Annotated in this window: 17 protein-coding genes and 1 riboswitch; of the genes, 4 read left to right on the top strand and 13 right to left on the bottom strand. The window is 44.4% G+C overall.

Annotation, left to right across the window (positions count from 1 at the left end; all coding sequences use genetic code 11):
- Window positions 1-102: 102 nt before the first annotated feature.
- Window positions 103-3,255 (bottom strand): isoleucine--tRNA ligase, encoded by a 3,153-nt coding sequence (gene ileS / locus H8S54_RS02010; protein WP_186900785.1) that lies wholly within the window; start codon window positions 3,253-3,255, stop codon window positions 103-105.
- A 493-nt stretch (window positions 3,256-3,748) separates the two neighbouring features.
- On the opposite strand from ileS, the gene H8S54_RS02005 reads away from it, so the two are divergent.
- Window positions 3,749-4,990, top strand: a complete 1,242-nt coding sequence (locus H8S54_RS02005) for a D-alanyl-D-alanine carboxypeptidase family protein (protein ID WP_173768499.1) — start codon at window positions 3,749-3,751, stop codon at window positions 4,988-4,990.
- A gap of 30 nt (window positions 4,991-5,020) precedes the next feature.
- On the opposite strand, the gene H8S54_RS02000 is transcribed toward H8S54_RS02005, so the two are convergent.
- The 7 genes from H8S54_RS02000 to H8S54_RS01970 all read right to left on the bottom strand — a co-directional run bounded on the left by H8S54_RS02000 (window position 5,021) and on the right by H8S54_RS01970 (window position 9,759).
- Window positions 5,021-5,983, bottom strand: a complete 963-nt coding sequence (locus H8S54_RS02000; RefSeq protein WP_117849641.1) for a 3'-5' exonuclease — start codon at window positions 5,981-5,983, stop codon at window positions 5,021-5,023.
- Window positions 5,984-6,316: 333 nt separating this feature from the next.
- Window positions 6,317-6,751, bottom strand: coding sequence for an Hsp20/alpha crystallin family protein (locus H8S54_RS01995; protein WP_186900784.1), 435 nt, complete (start codon window positions 6,749-6,751; stop codon window positions 6,317-6,319).
- A 226-nt stretch (window positions 6,752-6,977) separates the two neighbouring features.
- Entirely contained in the window at window positions 6,978-7,301 is a 324-nt protein-coding gene (locus H8S54_RS01990) for a hypothetical protein (protein ID WP_186900783.1), read from the bottom strand.
- Complete coding sequence (locus H8S54_RS18520) at window positions 7,283-7,474, bottom strand: hypothetical protein (RefSeq protein ID WP_330600046.1); 192 nt, start codon at window positions 7,472-7,474, stop codon at window positions 7,283-7,285. Before H8S54_RS18520 ends, H8S54_RS01990 begins: the two co-directional genes overlap by 19 nt.
- Before the next feature lie 205 nt (window positions 7,475-7,679).
- Window positions 7,680-7,946 carry a sensor histidine kinase gene (locus H8S54_RS01980; RefSeq protein WP_147342960.1) on the bottom strand — a complete coding sequence of 89 codons (267 nt, stop codon included), beginning with the start codon at window positions 7,944-7,946 and terminating at the stop codon, window positions 7,680-7,682.
- A gap of 158 nt (window positions 7,947-8,104) precedes the next feature.
- Window positions 8,105-9,028, bottom strand: coding sequence for a SufB/SufD family protein (locus tag H8S54_RS01975; RefSeq protein WP_021924876.1), 924 nt, complete (start codon window positions 9,026-9,028; stop codon window positions 8,105-8,107).
- Complete coding sequence (locus H8S54_RS01970; protein WP_021924875.1) at window positions 9,028-9,759, bottom strand: ABC transporter ATP-binding protein; 732 nt, start codon at window positions 9,757-9,759, stop codon at window positions 9,028-9,030. Before H8S54_RS01970 ends, H8S54_RS01975 begins: the two co-directional genes overlap by 1 nt.
- Before the next feature lie 181 nt (window positions 9,760-9,940).
- Between H8S54_RS01970 and H8S54_RS01965 the strand changes: the two genes are divergently transcribed.
- A complete protein-coding gene (locus tag H8S54_RS01965) occupies window positions 9,941-10,336 on the top strand; it encodes a NifB/NifX family molybdenum-iron cluster-binding protein (protein WP_186900782.1) in 396 nt (131 codons plus the stop codon).
- Window positions 10,337-10,401: 65 nt separating this feature from the next.
- Here H8S54_RS01965 and H8S54_RS01960 read toward each other — a convergent pair whose 3' ends face one another.
- Together H8S54_RS01960 and H8S54_RS01955 are read right to left on the bottom strand one after the other, a co-directional pair.
- Window positions 10,402-11,313, bottom strand: a complete 912-nt coding sequence (locus tag H8S54_RS01960; RefSeq protein WP_186900781.1) for a DMT family transporter — start codon at window positions 11,311-11,313, stop codon at window positions 10,402-10,404.
- Window positions 11,314-11,401: 88 nt separating this feature from the next.
- Window positions 11,402-12,634 carry an MYG1 family protein gene (locus tag H8S54_RS01955; RefSeq protein ID WP_186900780.1) on the bottom strand — a complete coding sequence of 411 codons (1,233 nt, stop codon included), beginning with the start codon at window positions 12,632-12,634 and terminating at the stop codon, window positions 11,402-11,404.
- A 283-nt stretch (window positions 12,635-12,917) separates the two neighbouring features.
- Between H8S54_RS01955 and H8S54_RS01950 the strand changes: the two genes are divergently transcribed.
- Window positions 12,918-13,571: an EAL domain-containing protein gene (locus H8S54_RS01950; protein ID WP_186900779.1), complete on the top strand. Its 654-nt coding sequence runs from the start codon at window positions 12,918-12,920 to the stop codon at window positions 13,569-13,571.
- Window positions 13,572-13,605: 34 nt separating this feature from the next.
- On the opposite strand, the gene H8S54_RS01945 is transcribed toward H8S54_RS01950, so the two are convergent.
- The 3 genes from H8S54_RS01945 to H8S54_RS18730 form a co-directional block, all read right to left on the bottom strand.
- A complete protein-coding gene (locus H8S54_RS01945; RefSeq protein WP_117849462.1) occupies window positions 13,606-14,625 on the bottom strand; it encodes a M14 family zinc carboxypeptidase in 1,020 nt (339 codons plus the stop codon).
- Between the two features lie 53 nt (window positions 14,626-14,678).
- The gene (locus H8S54_RS01940) at window positions 14,679-15,542 is read right to left on the bottom strand and encodes an SIR2 family NAD-dependent protein deacylase (RefSeq protein ID WP_117849646.1); all 864 of its coding nucleotides are present in this window, start codon (window positions 15,540-15,542) and stop codon (window positions 14,679-14,681) included.
- Window positions 15,543-15,825: 283 nt separating this feature from the next.
- A complete protein-coding gene (locus tag H8S54_RS18730) occupies window positions 15,826-15,975 on the bottom strand; it encodes a 4Fe-4S binding protein (RefSeq protein WP_117849463.1) in 150 nt (49 codons plus the stop codon).
- 104 nt (window positions 15,976-16,079) lie between these two features.
- A riboswitch (FMN riboswitch) is annotated at window positions 16,080-16,193 on the bottom strand.
- A gap of 13 nt (window positions 16,194-16,206) precedes the next feature.
- On the opposite strand from H8S54_RS18730, the gene H8S54_RS01930 reads away from it, so the two are divergent.
- A complete protein-coding gene (locus H8S54_RS01930) occupies window positions 16,207-16,560 on the top strand; it encodes a winged helix-turn-helix transcriptional regulator (protein ID WP_186900778.1) in 354 nt (117 codons plus the stop codon).
- The last annotated feature ends 195 nt before the right edge of the window (window positions 16,561-16,755 follow it).

The following is a 16,755-nucleotide window of genomic DNA, read 5'->3' as shown; positions in this document are numbered from 1 at the left end:
GTTTTCTTATGAAAACACAGCTGCCAGAGTCTCAATCTTATTCGGTTGTACTGCAAACTATCATGATAGCAGGGGGCCAAAATTTCGCCCCTGCATTTTTTATTACAATTTGGTAACTCCAAGTGTTACATGTTCTTTATTAATGTTCCACTCTTTTACATAACCGTCTGTCTCACCATAGACAACTTCCTCAGCAAGAACCTCAGACTTAATCTCTGCCTCATTGGCTTTCATAGTCTCGATAATCTTGTCATTATCTTTTACAGAAACGCGGATCTTATCCATAACCTCAAAGCCAGCCTCTTTACGCATGGTCTGTACCTTACTGATGATCTCACGGACAAATCCCTCTTCAATCAGCTCAGGTGTCAGGTTGGTATCCAGAACAACAGCAGTCTCACCCTCTGTCTCTGTTACATAACCCTCTGTCTGTGCAGTCTCGATGAGCAGGTCTTCCTCTGTAAGCTCAACCTTGTTTCCATCGATATCAAGTACAAGAACACCGTTTGTCTTCAGCTCATTCATAGCCTGGCTTCCGTTGATCTGGGCAAGTGCAGTACGGATTCCGCCAAGAAGCTTGCCATATTTCGGTCCAACTGTACGAAGCTGCGGTTTGAAGCTGTAGGAAATAAAGGATTCCACATCCTCTGCAAATTTCACTTCTTTTACATTCAGCTCGTCTGCAATAATGTCTGTGAAATATTTATCCATCACCTTCGGAGCTTTTACATACATGGTTCCGATTGGCTGACGGTTCTTGATATTTGCTGTATTACGGCATGCACGGCCAAGAACAACAACATCCAGAACTTCTTCCATATTTTCTTCCAGATCTTTGTTGATCCACTCTTCCTTTACTTCCGGGAAGTCACAGAGGTGGATACTCTCAGGAGTATTTTTGTCCAGAGATCTTACAAGATTCTGGTAGATATCCTCTGTCATGAATGGGATCATCGGAGCTGCTGCCTTTGCAACAGTTACAAGTGCTGTGTAAAGAGTCATGTAAGCATTGATCTTATCCTGCTCCATTCCCTTTGCCCAGAAACGCTCACGGCAACGTCTTACATACCAGTTACTCATCTCATCTACAAATCCCTGAAGTGCTCTTGCAGTCTCCGGAATCTTGTAGTCATTCAGATCTTCGTCAACGGTCTTTACAAGTGTATTCAGCTTGCTGAGAAGCCATTTGTCCATAACCGGAAGCTTATCATAATCAAGTGTATATTTGGTAGCATCGAAGTTATCGATGTTTGCATAAAGTACAAAGAATGCATAGGTATTCCAAAGAGTACCCATGAATTTACGCTGACCTTCCTGAACAGCCTTGCCATGGAAACGGTTCGGCAGCCATGGTGCACTGTTGATATAGAAGTACCAGCGGATTGCATCAGCTCCGTAAGTCTCAAGTGCGTCAAATGGATCAACTGCATTTCCTTTGGACTTACTCATCTTCTGTCCGTTCTCATCCTGTACATGTCCAAGAACGATAACATTCTTATATGGAGCCTGGTTAAACAGAAGAGTGGATTCAGCAAGAAGGGAGTAGAACCATCCTCTTGTCTGGTCAACAGCCTCGGAAATAAAGTTTGCCGGGAACTGTTTCTCGAATAACTCTTTATTCTCAAATGGATAGTGGTGCTGTGCAAATGGCATTGCTCCGGAGTCAAACCAGCAGTCGATAACCTCCGGTACACGATGCATAGTGCCGCCGCACTTCGGACACTTCATAGTAAGCTCGTCAATATATGGACGATGAAGCTCTACTGTCTTGGCGCGCTCGTCCCCTGTTTTCTCATAGAGATCCTGACGGCTTCCAACAGATTCCATGTGACCACAGCTGCACTCCCAGATGTTCAGTGGTGTTCCCCAGTAACGGTTACGGCTGATTCCCCAGTCCTGGACATTCTCAAGCCAGTCACCGAAACGTCCCTTACCAATGCTTTCCGGAATCCAGTTGATGGTGTTATTATTGCGGATCAGATCCTCTTTAACAGCTGTCATCTTAATAAACCAGGATTCTCTTGCATAATAGATCAGTGGAGTATCGCAGCGCCAGCAGTGCGGATAGTCATGCTCGAATTTCGGAGCGTCGAACAGTTTGCCTTCTTTGTCAAGATCGGTAAGAACCATCGGGTCTGCTTTCTTAACAAATACGCCAGCGTATGGTGTCTCAGCTGTCAGGTTACCTTTTCCATCTACAAACTGTACGAATGGAAGGTCATACTCACGGCCCACACGGCTATCGTCTTCACCGAATGCAGGAGCAATATGAACGATACCGGTACCATCGCTCATGGTAACGTAGTTATCGCATACAACGTAGTGTGCTTTTTTGCCCTTGGATGCTACATAGTCGCCTGTGCATTTGAAAAGAGGCTCGTACTCTTTGTATTCCAGATCCTTACCTTTGTAAGTCTCAAGAACTTCGTATGCAGGCTCCTCATCCTTCGCAAGCTTGCCAAGTACTTTGTCAAGAAGGGCTTCTGCCATATAATAGGTGTATCCGTCTGCAGCTTTTACCTTGCAGTAGGTCTCATCCGGATTTACACAAAGTGCAACGTTGGATGGCAGTGTCCACGGCGTGGTGGTCCATGCCAGGAAATATGCATCCTCGCCAATAACCTTGAAACGTGCGATTGCAGAGCGTTCTTTTACTAATTTATATCCCTGGGAAACCTCCTGGGATGAAAGCGGGGTTCCGCAGCGCGGGCAGTATGGAACGATCTTGAAGCCTTTATATAAGAGGCCTTTGTCCCAGATTTCTTTCAGTGCCCACCACTCGGACTCAATATAATTATCCTCGTAAGTTACATATGGATGCTCCATATCAGCCCAGAAACCAACTGTTGAGGAGAAATCCTCCCACATTCCTTTGTATTTCCAGACGCTTTCCTTACACTGCTGGATAAATGGCTCCATACCGTATTCCTCGATCTGTTCCTTGCCATCCAGACCAAGCTTCTTCTCTACCTCAAGCTCTACCGGAAGACCATGGGTATCCCATCCTGCCTTACGCGGAACCATATAACCCTTCATTGCACGGTATCTCGGGATCATATCCTTGATAACTCGTGTAAGCACATGGCCAATATGAGGTTTGCCGTTTGCTGTCGGCGGTCCGTCATAGAAGGTGTAAGTCGGGCCTTCTTTACGGTTTTCCATACTTTTTTCAAAGATATGGTTTTCTTTCCAGAATTCTTCTACTTTTTTCTCGCGATCTACGAAATTCAGATTCGTGTCTACTTTCTGGTACAAAGTTTTTTCCTCCTTTTTTTTATAAAAAGTCGATATAATAAGAAAAAGCCCTCATCCTGCAAAAGGACGAAGGCTGTCAGCACTCGTTATACCACCTGTCACAATGTACGGGCTCATGGCCGATACATGCTCCCGGTAACGGGGGAACGCCGTTATTCCCTACTGTGATTTCAGAAATAAAACTCCGGAGTGATGTTCGGCTGAATTTACTTGCGGCGGGCTCGCACCGTCCCCGTCTCGCTGTGCCTTTCAAAGCAGCTTACTGTCTCCATCGCAGTCTTTGCCTATTGTTTTTTCCTGTCCATTATAATGGTGAAAAATTCTATATGTCAAGTATTTAAGGCAAATTTGTCCTGAAAAAGGGGGATTTTATGGGAAAAGAAGGGGCTGGCATTTAAATTTCACAGTCTTTTAATAGTTTTACAGAGGTAAAGGTGGTATAATATGATAACGTATGTGACACGATTGCTTTAGAGAAGCAGAAAGGATTTTTATGAGTAAAAAAATATTTCATATGAAAATAAAGCGGATTTTCTGCGGCGCTCTGGCTGTAGGAATGCTTCTGGGACAGACCAGTTCTGTTCTTGCAGAAGCGGTTTCTTCTCCTACGCCTACCCCTAATCCCCATACCGAGTATTATGCACAGGCTGCGGATACAGATTCTATTGAGGGATGGCCAACCGGGCCCCAGATTGAAGCGCAGTCAGCAGTTCTTATGGACCTGAATTCGGAAGCGATCCTGTATTCCAAGAATGCGGATACCCAGCTTTACCCGGCAAGTATCACCAAGCTTCTCACCTGTCTTCTTGGCTGTGAGAATCTGGATACAAGCGCACAGATTACTTTATCCCAGCAGGCAGCTTATGGAATTGAGGCAGGAAGCTCTACCATTTATGGTGATGCGGGAGAGGTTTTCACCGTGGAGCAGGCTCTTATGGGACTGATGCTGGAATCTGCCAACGAGATGGCACTGGCCATTGGAGAAGAGGTTTCCGGTTCTGTGAAGAAATTTGTGGAACTGATGAATGCCAGAGCCCAGCAGCTGGGATGTACCAATACACATTTTAATAACCCAAACGGACTTCCGGATGAGACCCATGTGACCACTGCCAATGATATGGCGAAGATTGCCAAGGCAGCCTGGCAGAATGCCACATGCAGGAAGTTTTTCACCACGGATCTGTATGAGATTCCGCCGACTAATGTTTTCACAGAAACACGTTATCTGCTGAATCATCATAAGATGATGGCGGGCAGAGATTATGCTTACGACGGTGTCCTTGGCGGAAAAACCGGTTATACGGATGCTGCTGGCGCAACCCTTGTCACTTACGCAAAACGTGGAAATATGCTTCTTGTGGCAGTTGTTATGAATTCGGTGAATGGTGCATGGAGTGATACCAAGAGTCTTCTGGATTATGGATTTGATAATTTCGAACGTCAGAGGATTAAGGTGAGCATGAATCCGGTTCCGAAGGAGAACCTTCCAAGTGAGCAGTATCTTTTAAATAATTGTGGGAATACGTATCCATTCTATTATACGAAGAATATTTATGTGACTGTTCCTATTGGAACGGATGTCAAGACGCTTACCCGGAAGCAGAGGGTTCTTTCCAATGCGGTTGGGCCGCTTCGGTTGAAGAGTAAGTATTATTTTAATGGACAGATGGTTGGATGGGGAATGCAGTATGAACGGTCGATTCTGGCGAATCTGCTGACAGTTCCAGGGGCGTGATGATCACGCCCCTTTTTAATATTCTGATATTTATTGTTTCGCGGATTCCTCCGCTTTCCTGCTTCGCTTCTTTGCTCGATGGGCCTCCCTTTTCTGGCGGATTTCTTCAGCTTCCTCGTCGGACACATTGGTCAGTGTTTTGATGGCGTAATACATGTTATTCTCGGTTTTGCGAAGCCTGATCTTTCCCATGACGAAGCCATGCTCCTGGCAGAGGGAAATGCTGTAATAGACCTTGGAATTATTCATGAACCAGCGGATCTTGCGCTTGGCTGGATTGTGACAAAGCGGACATTTGGTGCTGGTTACTTCACGATCCTTCATGGCTTTTTCCCTAGAATAAAATTCCCTTGAGACAAACTTATCATAAGTTGGATAGGATACATGGATCTCTTCTCTCTTGCTCTTGGGGTTCTGGTATACATCCAGGGATGAGTTGGGCAAAATATATTCATCTTCTATTTTCTGCAAAACGCACGCGGTGTAGTAAGCATCTCCAAGTGCGCGGTGAAACTCCATTTTCTTGGCAATGCCCATCTTGTCTGCGGCAAATTCCAGGGCGCGGCGCTCGTGATTTTCCTCGTAGCGGATGGCAAATAATTTCTGCACGTCATAGTAGGTTACGGGGCCCGGAATCATGGAAAGCTTGCCATAATACTTCATATTCCGCTGCAGTTCCATCACATCCTGATTTCCCCAGGTAAAAAATATATATTCCTCACCGCACCATTCCAGAAATTCTGTCACAGCCTGCGGAAAGGGCGTTCCATTCTGCAGATCCTTATAATTCATGTGGATCACTTCGTGGATGCTGTCATGAATCCAGTTGTACACCTGGGGCTTGATCAGGCGCTGAAAGCTGTCCACAATTTCTTTCTTTTCATTCAGTTTTACTGCGCCGATTTCTATGATTTCGAAAGGCAGACGGCTGTTGGACCACCTTTTCCCTCCCGGACTCTGATTCCACTCCAGGTCAAATACAATGTAGTTCATGATAAAGTTCCTTCTGTTTCCTGCTGTAAATTCCAGACAAGTATAACAGACTGCGGAAATGATGTAAAGAGAATCCCACAACAGCCGTGGATGTCCTTACACATGAAAAAGCCTGTCGGCGGGTACCGACAGGCGATGGGGGTATGAAACTATCTATATGAAAATTAGGAAATTTTTTTAAATTACAGGAATCTATATGAAAGAAGCTGTTATCAAATGGTTCAGGACTGCCATGTGCAACGAATACTAATTCGCAGTCATTCAAAATTCTTTACGCCAGCCGCCGCTTCTGGTTCACGGAAGGCGCATTATTTATGGTGTGGTCTGCTGTTTTTAGCCTTCAATAGAAATAAATTTCTTCTCTTCCGGCTCTTTCTTCTTGGCTTCCTTCGGGAAAGTAACGGTCAGGACGCCGTTATCATATTTCGCATGAATGTCATCATGCTCCAGATCCTTGCCTACATAGAAGCTTCTGGAACACTGTCCGGTGTAACGCTCTCTATGAACATATTTACCATTATTATCTTTCTCATCTTTATTCTCGGTTCTGGACGCCTGAATGGTAAGGTAACCTTCCTTCAGCTGAATCTTCACATCCTCTTTGCGGAATCCCGGAAGATCCATGCTCAGTTCATAATTGCCATCTACATCCTTAATATCGGTCTTCATCAGCTCCGCATTTCTGTAACCTGCGTTGCTCTGACGCTCTGTCGGAAATCTCATCCAATCATCAAATAAATTCTCTCCAAAAATACTAGGCATTAACATAACTGATTCCTCCTTATATTGTGAACACTCTTGTGTTGAATTATCATTTTCATCAAAGGAACTGGAACTTTTCTTTTTCCTCTTCCTTTGTTCTGTACGTAATATAACACGTATTGTTAGCACTGTCAAGAGGTGAGTGCTAATTTTTTGTGAAGAATTTGTGAAGCCTTAAAATGAAAAAACAACTTCTAATATTAGTCTTTGTCCTATGGCGTAAAACAGCCGCTCAGTGGGAGATTGGCTCCGGCTGAACGGCTGTTTGGAATTTTGGAGTTATTTCTTTATATATTTGCAGATAGCTGACAGAACTTTGGTGATGTCCAGGGGTTGGGATATGTGCTCGTTCATTCCGGCTTCCTTGGATTCCTGGATATCTTCCACGAAGGCATTGGCGGTCATGGCAATGATCGGAATCGTTCCGGCGTCGGTAAGTCACGTCATAGGTGGTTTCTCCTGTATGGTCTTTTTCCACAATTCCTGTGGTAACGTCAAACTCATAGGTGTACAAAGCGTCTTTGGTTAATGCTTTTATTATGCTGTCAATATCCATTCCGTATTTATTCCTCTTGCCAAATGAACATACCTGTTCCGTGTTTCTTTTTTGCCTTTTAGCATACCCTTTGCAGGATGTGTAAATGCACCTTTGTCACTCATCAGAAGTTCTGCTACATTTGCCACTTCATCTGCGGTTCCAGGTCTTCCAGCCAGGCATTTTGCAAACATATCTTTGAATAATCTGCAGCTGTTTCAATCTCAAAAAGATCACCGCCTTCTGCCTTCTGAATAAATTCTTTATACTTTGGTCATCGATAAGTTTCACTAATCTATATGTGAGTGCTAACAGAAAAGCAAGAAAGACAAAAACTGCCAGACAGTGCTCTGTTATACCGCCGTCTGGCAGTTCTTTACATGTAAAAAAATCCGATATTTAATCCAATATTTTGTCCTCTGGCAGATACTTCCGGATGATTTTACAGAGATCCTTCATCTCTATGGGCTTCACCAAATAATCGTCCATTCCGCATTCCAGGAGGCGTTCGCGGACACCGGTGATGGCATTCATCGGCGTACGGATCTCGTGAGACATGTTGGACAGGAACTCGGTTTTCATCCGGTTCTGTTCCTGGGCACTGTAGCGCTCCTCCATCATCTGCTTCGCCCTTTTAACCAGAAAATATTGGACTGATTGCCACAACCGAACCTGCCGCAAACATACGGGCAATCATCCGGTTGACCTGTTTCGTATTTTTTCAAACATATTTCGTCCCTCTGTAAAAGCTCCCAATTGTAAATATGAGCTATTTTACCCTATTTGGGGACGTTTGCATAGTAGGTATTTTATTATTTTTCTGTTTAACTCAGGAAATTCTCGATAATTACATTCTCTGCTTCCGCTTCGGTCATGCCAAGGGTACGGAGCTTCAAAAGCTGCTCATCGTTGATTCGACCGATGGCGGCTTCATGGATGATGGCGGCATCTACATGCTTCGCCTGAATCTCAGGGATGGAACCTACCTCTGCGTGATCCATGATAATGGAATCACACTGGATATGAGCATGACATTTATTTTTTCCAACTGCCTTAGGATGAAAAACCTGGGAAGAGTTTCCTTTTCCAACAGAACGGGAAATAATCTGGGCGGAAGAACCTGCGCCATTCATACAAACCTCAATATCAGACTCCGCTTTCTGCTCACCGTCTGTCATCAGACGCTCCAGAACAAACAGCTTGGAATCTGCGTCCATCTCCACATTGGTGGTACGGATCGTGGAATCTACCCCTTTGATCTGCACAGTATCCAAAGTGAATACAGAATTTTCCCCAAGTTCAATATTGGTTACCGGATTCAGGACCCTGCTTCCGGTTCCATTTCCTTCGCCGTAATGCTTCTCTTCATAATGAACATTGGCATTTTTTCCAACATGGAAGGTGTGAATGCCATCGTGACGGCTTTCATTGCATCCGCTGTTGTGGATTCCGCAGCCTGCAATAATATTCACGTCTGCACCGTCTTCCACATAAAAATCATTGTAAACCAGGTCTGTCATGCCAGATACGCTCACTACAACAGGGATGAAAACCTTCTCTCCCTGTGTCTTTCCATCAATAAAAATATCGATTCCCGGCTTGTCTTCTTTTTTCCGGATTTTGATGTGCTCACTGTCGCCATGACAGACGGAAATGCCATTCTGGCGCAGATTGTATGCACCTTTCTGCTCAAAACCTTCGCTGATCTTATCCAGTACGCCCTGGGTGGTTTCTTCTACTTTAATCATCAGCATTTGCCTCCTTCTGTCATGCACTTCTGACATTTTTCCTGCTGAAACAGGGTTGGGAAAACGTCCTCTTTGGTACCGTATTTCTTCACTTCTCCATCCTCGATCACCATGATCTTATCCGCCATATTGATGATTTTTTCCTGATGGGAAATCAGGATCAGGCACTCTTTTTTCTCACGATGGATCTCCTCGAAACGCTTGATCAGCATGGAAAAACTCCACAGATCAATTCCGGCTTCCGGCTCATCGAAAATGCTCACTTTATGAGATTTGGCAAGAACGGTGGCGATCTCAATACGCTTCATTTCGCCGCCGGAAAGAGTTCCATCCAGCTGACGGTTCAGGTAATCCTCAGAGCAAAGTCCTACTGCGGAAAGAAGCTTGCAGCTTTCCTCCTCGGTCAGTTCTTTGCCAGCTGCAAGAGACAGCATTCTTGTGACTGTCATTCCCTTGAAACGGGGCGGTTGCTGGAATGCATAGCCGATTCCCGCATTGGCACGATGGTCAATATCATATTCCGTAATGTTCTCATCATCCAGATAAATTTCTCCGCTGTTTGCCTTCTCAATACCGGCAAGAACTTTGGCAAGAGTGGATTTTCCTCCGCCGTTGGGTCCAGTGATCACCAGCATTTCCCCATCCTTAACATCAAAACTGATGTGGTTCACCAGGCAGCGCTTTTTCCCTTCTTCATTCACTTCAAAAGTCAGGTTCTCTACTTTCAGCATATCTATACCTCTTTTGTGTTTTTTACTTTCTTATTGGAATGTACTCCTTATAGGAAAAGATGTCAACATTTCCTAGTAAGTTTTAGGACGTGTTTGAAACACGCTCTAGGTAAATATCATTGAAAATAAAGTATTTCAGCAGTATACTGGGAGTATGATTAATGGAGAAGGAGATTTTACTATGAAAATTGCAGTAACTTATGAAAACGGAGAGATTTTCCAGCACTTTGGACACACAGCAGAATTCAAGATCTATGAGGTTGCAGACGGCAAAGTTGTGAACGCAGAAGTGGTTGATACCAACGGAAGCGGACATGGTGCACTGGCTGGATTTCTGGTGCAGCATGGGGTGGATACCCTGATCTGCGGCGGTATCGGCGGCGGTGCACAGAATGCACTTGCGCAGGCAGGCATTCGTCTTTTCGGCGGTGTCAGCGGAAGTGCTGATGATGCAGTGAACGCACTGCTTGCAGGCAATCTGGGATATGATCCGGATGTACATTGCAATCACCATGACCATCATGAGGAAGGTCACAATTGTGGGGATCATGGATGCGGAAGTCATTCCTGCCATTAAATTTTTCCTGATAAAATAACTGGATTGGAATAAAAAAGACTGGTATCTGTATTTTACCTCAACACTTAGCTCTCCTGTACATCCACAGCCGGCGTGGTCTTCTTCTGGGAAACGATCAATCCCGCAAAAATCAGCGTGGAGCCGATTACGGATGCCACTGTCATTTTTTCATGGAGAACAAACACGGACAGCACGACTGTCACCACCGGTGATACATAAATGTACACGCTGGTTTTCACAGCGCCGATCCATTTGGTTGCCAGGTTCCATAGCAGGAAGCCAAGTGCACTTGCCCCCAGTCCCAGGAAAAGGAAATTTCCCACGACCTGAGGATTGCGGATCAGATCCGGATCCCAGGATGCTTTCTGCTGAATCAACACAGGGATCAGGAAAATAATTCCATAGAAATAGATTCTTCTTGTCACTGCGATAGTCGGATAATCCCACTCCCCGATCTTTTTCACAAGGGCAGAATATGCGCCCCAGGAAATCATGGCCAGGAATGCAAGGCCGTCACCAAGCGGGTTCAAATTGAAGCTTTTCTGTCCGTTCATACTGATCAGAATTACACCTGCTATGGCAATTACAAATCCAATATAAAAGTAAAGTCCAGACTTCTCATTTTTAAAGAAAATCCCCACCATTGCTGCCACAAAAAAGGGGGCACATGCCACAATAATCCCCACATTGGAAGCATATGTCATGGTCAGCGCCGTGTTTTCCAGCATGAAATACAGCACGATCCCGAATAATCCTGCACCTGCAAACGCAAGCTCCTGTCTGGGATTTTTCAGCTTCAGATGATGGGGATAAAAGATCAGCAGCGCCAGAAATGCAAGCACTGCACGGGTAAACAATACCTCCGCAGGCAAAAAATAGTTAAGCAAAACCTTAGTGGATACAAACGTTGCTCCCCACATGATCTGGGTTCCGCAAGCAAGGATATGTCCTGTAATCTGTCTTCTCTCTTCCGTCATTTTTAACTCCTGTTTCTTATCATATTTTCAAGCATACTCCAAGCACAATTAAATTCCGCTGAAATATGTCACATATTTTCTGTTTTTATTACGAACCGGAGGGAATTCTTACCAGAATCTGCTCCCCATTTTTCTCGGCTAATGTCAGAACTGGAATGTGTTTTTTCCGCAGCATATGCACCACCGGGTACGCCGCAAATGTGTTATTTCCTACAAAAACAGCTTCTGGTTTATACTTCAGAATCATCTTTACCTGATCCTTCACAGCTGCTTTCCACTCCTGTCTTTCCATCAGAATTTCCCCGTAAATGCCCAGCATTTCCAGTTCCGGAAGCTCTGGGAAATCAATGTGAACCACCTTTGCAGATTGCAGTTTGGGCAATTGCAGAAGCAGTTCATCAACGGAAAAATCTCCGCCGAAGTTCACAATAATGGGCTTTTCATGGAACTCTTCCAAGCTGATTTCACAGGCTTTTATGGCGTCCTCGAGGGTTCCGGCAGTCATAAGAAAGCCGCCCTTATGACAGAATCCTGCACTTTCAAGCCCGGTTTTCTCTATCAGTTCCTCATTTTCCAGGCCCAGCCATTCCACTGGAAAACTGCATTTATAGTTCAGGGAATACTCTTTTTTCTGTGGCTGGATGCAGTAGCCGCCTCTGTTTGAGGGGAAAATCACAAAAGCAATTTCCGTCTCAGACAGCCGTTTCTGGCAGGGAACAAACTCAGGTAAAACCAGAATTTTCGACTCTTCTTTTCCTTTTTTCCCGGAAAGAATTGCCATCTCATGGGCTTCCAGAAGTTCCTCCACCCTCTTATCTGCACGCTCATTTCCACGATACCGCTCGAACTTATTTTCCAGAATCATCCCGGCTACACTTACGGCCTGGAAGAAGGCTTCATCGTTTCCGCCCTGTGCGTCCCACGCCGGATTAAAGTTGCCGATCAATGTGGCAAGCTCATTTTTCTCCCCTGTATTGTCGTTGTTATCAAGGGGCTGCACAAAGGACTGGTCGAACTTTTCCGCCAGTTCCTGACCAAGAATTTCCTCTCCAAGAGCCTCCCAGAGAAGTCCAAATGCCGCATAAGGCACTCCGTTTTCCCGGACGCGGCTGTCCTTCTGGTGATGGTCATACTGCCCCCGCCCAATGTCAAAAACAATGCCATCGAAGTCTTCCGGAACCTTATTTCCTCTGGAAATGTTGATTTCCGGATTCAGGTACAGCAGCAATGCGGCTGAAAATACGTCGTCTGCGTGGAATTTTCCACTGTGGGTGAATGCAGACGCATTGTTTTTCTTTATCTGTTCTGATAAACTGCTCATAAATTTTTTTACCGTTCTTTCTATATTCATATGTACTTAAAGCATTGTAACACAGGCCTTTGACAAAATAAATGCTGTTGAAGATATTTTTCCCCTGCAAAAAACGCCCTCCTGTTTTGAATACTGAAAAAGTTTATCAACAAGGTATTTTCTATACCGTATTCCTGGAATGAGTGTTATACTACTCGTTAGGCTATACTAACCTTTGTAATCAAACTTACTGCGGACACCTGCCTGCACAGTATGTCCGTTCCTGTAACCATTCAAAAAAGGAGGGTTCCTCGTGCCTTTAAACTTAACAGATTTTAATCACTTTTACATCATTAATAAAGTATGCGGACTGGAAAAACAGCGCCATTATCTGGAAGCGCTTGGACGAAAAGAATTCCAGATTTATTTCCAGCCAAAGATCAGCGGAAAGAGCCAGAAAATTGCCAGTGCCGAGGTGCTGATTCGCTGGAAACGTGCAGATGGGGAGCTGTGGTTCCCGGATAGTTTCCTTCCGATTCTGGAAGAAACAGGGGAAATCGAGGCTCTGGATTACTATGTTTATGAGGCGGCTTTCCAGTGGCTTGCAAACAGAAGAAGCGCAGGACTGAAACTGCTGCCGCTGTCTTTAAATGTCTCTCCGGTTTATTTCCGGAAGATCCATACCTTTACGAAAAAGGTTTTGCAGCTGATCCAGAAATACGAAATTCCGTCTGACGAGGTAAAAATCGACAAGCGTTTCCTCTCTGATGACCTTACTGAGAAAGGCAAAATCGTACTTCAGGAAATCTTCCACCTGCTGAAACGCACCAACAAATTTATCGTCTGTGAGGGTGTAGAAACCAAAGAAATGGTGGATTTCCTTATTCAGGAAGGCTGCGATGAACTGCAGGGGTATTATTATTACAAGCCTATGGAGATGGGGAAATTTGAGGAATTGATTGCATAAGACATCGGGCACCTGAAAATCAGGCGCCCCTTTTTTATATCAAATATTGCATTACTCTATACAGATTTATCCATAAATTATTATTTTTCTTATAAATTTCGGGATATTCTTCTGTGCTTAACGGGCATTCTCCGGCTCCGGTTTCGATGGTTATAGCGGGGATTTTCAGTTTCAGAACAAAGTAGTCGCTGCAGCCTGCGGTGGCTGCGGCATCCTGGATGGTAGAATGGAGAGGATAGCCAATTATGGTGGATGCATAGTTGGCAAGAGCCAGTTCTTTTTGGCGGAGATTTCCGCGACAGCCGTAGTCCCAATAAATGAGATTTCCGGAAGAATGATAGGAAATACAGCAGGCAAACTTGTATTTGCTGGCAGTGTGAAGAATGGCCTGGGTTTCCGGTTCGCTGGCTGGGGATGGGCCTTTATAGCCTTCTCCGCATGGAGCAGGTGCGCCTATGTAGGACGCCCAGCCTATATCGAAGTTTCGGTTTAGGTCTACGCCGCGGGCGTTAGCTTTCCACCTCTGGATAAAATTATTTGCTTCCTGCCTGCTTGCTGCACACTTTTTTACGATAGGATTTGCCAGTGCTGCATTCATATTTTGGCATAATGTGACGCCGTCGGGGTTTGCCATGGGGATGATATGAAAGCATATGTCTTGGATGTTATTTAGAGCTCTATGAATATACTTTTTATCTCTGGAAAATGTATGAATTCCATATACATCTTGAAATGAAGCGTATCGCTTACAGGATTGATTTTCCAAACATTTTCCAGTTTTTTGCCGCAAATAATCATTTATTTGGTTCATCATCAGAATTGTATTCATATATTCCCTAGCATGCATGGAAGCCTGTATCAGAATATGAAATCTGCTTTCTATATTTCCCAGAATTACTTCTGTAATGTCTCTTCCTTCTACACTTTTCCCAGCAGAATGCAGCTGCAAAAAAGCAGGATACTCCGCCTGCAAAGCGGCAAGATCCTGCTGCATTTCTTCATATGTATAGTACGGTATTCCCGGAGTAGAAACTGCTTTCTGATAATATTTCATGAGCGACTCCTGCAAAACATACTTCCCTTGCTAATATATTAGCGGCTACATAGTCACAATCTCTCAAAATCTCCCTCTATACAAATCGCCTGGTTCTGTAATTCCGTTGGGCAGGCGGCATCTCTGTAATTGATACATGCATAAACAGCCTTCGGATTGCCTGCGGTCATCTGCCAGAAAGGATATTTGATAATGCCGGGAGTGTTATAACCCACTCCAAGCTCGAGGAAAAGGACCTTCATTCCCTGGTGTCTGCGGATGAAATCATCATATCTGGAGGCAGCTTTGTGCCATCCATCATCTTCCACAAAGGTACTGTCCGCACGTAAATTCATGGTCATTGGAGCGCCGCATTTTGGACAATGAGGTACTAATTCTGACGGAACTGTCATTTTCAGTGCAGCGCGTTGCGGAGCAAGTAATGTGCCGTCTGCTGCCACAGTATAGCCCTGTGCTTCTACCATTTTCTCCACAATTTTCCGGTTATCATATGTCTCATGATGGCATGGTCTGCTGCACTGCCAGAGGCCATAATCTCCCTGTGTATAGAACATTCTATGTTTATCAAAACCAGCTTTCTGGAAACAGTGATCCACATTGGTTGTAAGCACGAAATAGTCCTTCTCCTGTACCAGCCTCAAAAGATTCTCGTACACTGGCTTCGGCGCATTCATATATCGGTTAATATAAATATATCTGCTCCAGTACCCCCAATATTCCTCCAAAGAATCAAATGGATAAAATCCGCCTGAGTACATATCCTCAAATCCATATTTTTCTGTAAAATCCCCGAAATATTTCGAAAATCGTTCCCCTGTATATACAAACCCAGCTGAAGTAGAAAGCCCGGCTCCTGCACCAATCACAACCGCATCCGCTTCTTCAATCGCCTCTTTCAGCTGCTGGATCTTCGCCATCCTTCTTCTGTAAAATAACTGATTTTTTTCTTTAAATAGAATATTCTTTTCTTCCATTTCTGCCCTCAAATATTCGTCCTGGATCTGCAAAAATCTGGGATTTATTTTCTTCGGCACTCGAACATTCATCAGCCCGCGCAAAAGCAGTTTCTGATCTTCCCGCTCTCTTGGAATGGACATTGTTCCATAATTTTCATTCTCCCGCTCATTTAAAAGCTCTTAAATCAGGAAAATTCGTCTCTCATTTTGGTTCATACCTGCCACTATCCAGTCCTTTCTCCGATTATTGTCCTCTCTTCATAATTGCCTGAGCAGGACAAGTTTCCACACATCTTCCACAGTGAAGACAATGATTCTGATCGATTTCCACCGGAATTTTACTAATATCAATACATTTCTGTGGACAGACGGAATAACATAGTTTGCAGCCAATACAGCCGTCATTGTCAGCATTCTCACCTGAAGCATTATCTTATTTTTTTCTTTAAAATTATTATCTTTATTTACATTCTCAATTTTTACAGTTTCTGTATTCATTGTTATCTCCTTTCATCCGGACTTTACCGTCGGTTACGGGATTTCGCCGTATCAGCCATATGGCGCGCAGACTATACTGCCGGTCAGGAATTTCACCTTGTCCTGAAGAACTATTTGTATCATCACAATGGAAAAACATAATGAATCAACATCCCAGTCCACAGCTCCCAATCTCCCAGCCTGCCCCGTGGAGACTACCCTCACTCTCATCAGCGATAAATGGAAGGTGCTCATCCTCCGCGATCTGCTTACTGGCACCAAGCGGTTCGGTGAGCTGCGCAAATCCATCGGCACGGTATCTCAGAAGGTTCTCACCTCACAGCTTCGCCAGATGGAAGAATCCGGACTTCTCACCCGCAAGGTTTACGCCGAAGTGCCGCCAAGAGTAGAATACACCCTGACCGAGCTTGGCTACAGCCTGAAGCCCATCATGGATGCAATGTGGGCCTGGGGAGAAAATTATAAGAAGCAGTATTCCTAAATTTATTCCATAATCAAAGAAAGAAATAAATCAAATTACTTTTTACGCATAAAAAAATCCGGAACTTTGACAAAGAATTAAAGTTCCGGATTTTATCCTTATAATCTGAATTGTTCTCCGGAAATGTCCCTGCATTCCACATAGAATGTTAGAGACATTTCCAGTCATCAAATTCCAATTCTAATATTTTCTCTG

Origin of the sequence: Blautia segnis, from assembly GCF_014287535.1 — a bacterium.
Lineage (GTDB): Bacteria > Bacillota > Clostridia > Lachnospirales > Lachnospiraceae > Blautia_A > Blautia_A acetigignens.
Note: the sequence above shows the minus strand (reverse complement) of the source record. Positions and strands in the feature narration are given on the sequence as shown.

Coding starts and splice junctions, on each gene's coding strand:
- H8S54_RS01990 (WP_186900783.1), bottom strand. CDS start 7,301: ATGGATATTGACAGCATAATAAAAGCATTAACCAAAGACGCTTTGTAC.
- H8S54_RS18520 (WP_330600046.1), bottom strand. CDS start 7,474: ATGTTTGCAAAATGCCTGGCTGGAAGACCTGGAACCGCAGATGAAGTG.
- H8S54_RS01975 (WP_021924876.1), bottom strand. CDS start 9,028: ATGATTAAAGTAGAAGAAACCACCCAGGGCGTACTGGATAAGATCAGC.
- H8S54_RS01945 (WP_117849462.1), bottom strand. CDS start 14,625: ATGAAATATTATCAGAAAGCAGTTTCTACTCCGGGAATACCGTACTAT.
- H8S54_RS01965 (WP_186900782.1), top strand. CDS start 9,941: ATGAAAATTGCAGTAACTTATGAAAACGGAGAGATTTTCCAGCACTTT.
- H8S54_RS01995 (WP_186900784.1), bottom strand. CDS start 6,751: ATGTTAATGCCTAGTATTTTTGGAGAGAATTTATTTGATGATTGGATG.
- H8S54_RS01930 (WP_186900778.1), top strand. CDS start 16,207: ATGGAAAAACATAATGAATCAACATCCCAGTCCACAGCTCCCAATCTC.
- H8S54_RS01940 (WP_117849646.1), bottom strand. CDS start 15,542: ATGGCGAAGATCCAGCAGCTGAAAGAGGCGATTGAAGAAGCGGATGCG.
- H8S54_RS02000 (WP_117849641.1), bottom strand. CDS start 5,983: ATGAACTACATTGTATTTGACCTGGAGTGGAATCAGAGTCCGGGAGGG.
- H8S54_RS02005 (WP_173768499.1), top strand. CDS start 3,749: ATGAGTAAAAAAATATTTCATATGAAAATAAAGCGGATTTTCTGCGGC.
- H8S54_RS01960 (WP_186900781.1), bottom strand. CDS start 11,313: ATGACGGAAGAGAGAAGACAGATTACAGGACATATCCTTGCTTGCGGA.
- H8S54_RS01970 (WP_021924875.1), bottom strand. CDS start 9,759: ATGCTGAAAGTAGAGAACCTGACTTTTGAAGTGAATGAAGAAGGGAAA.
- H8S54_RS01955 (WP_186900780.1), bottom strand. CDS start 12,634: ATGAGCAGTTTATCAGAACAGATAAAGAAAAACAATGCGTCTGCATTC.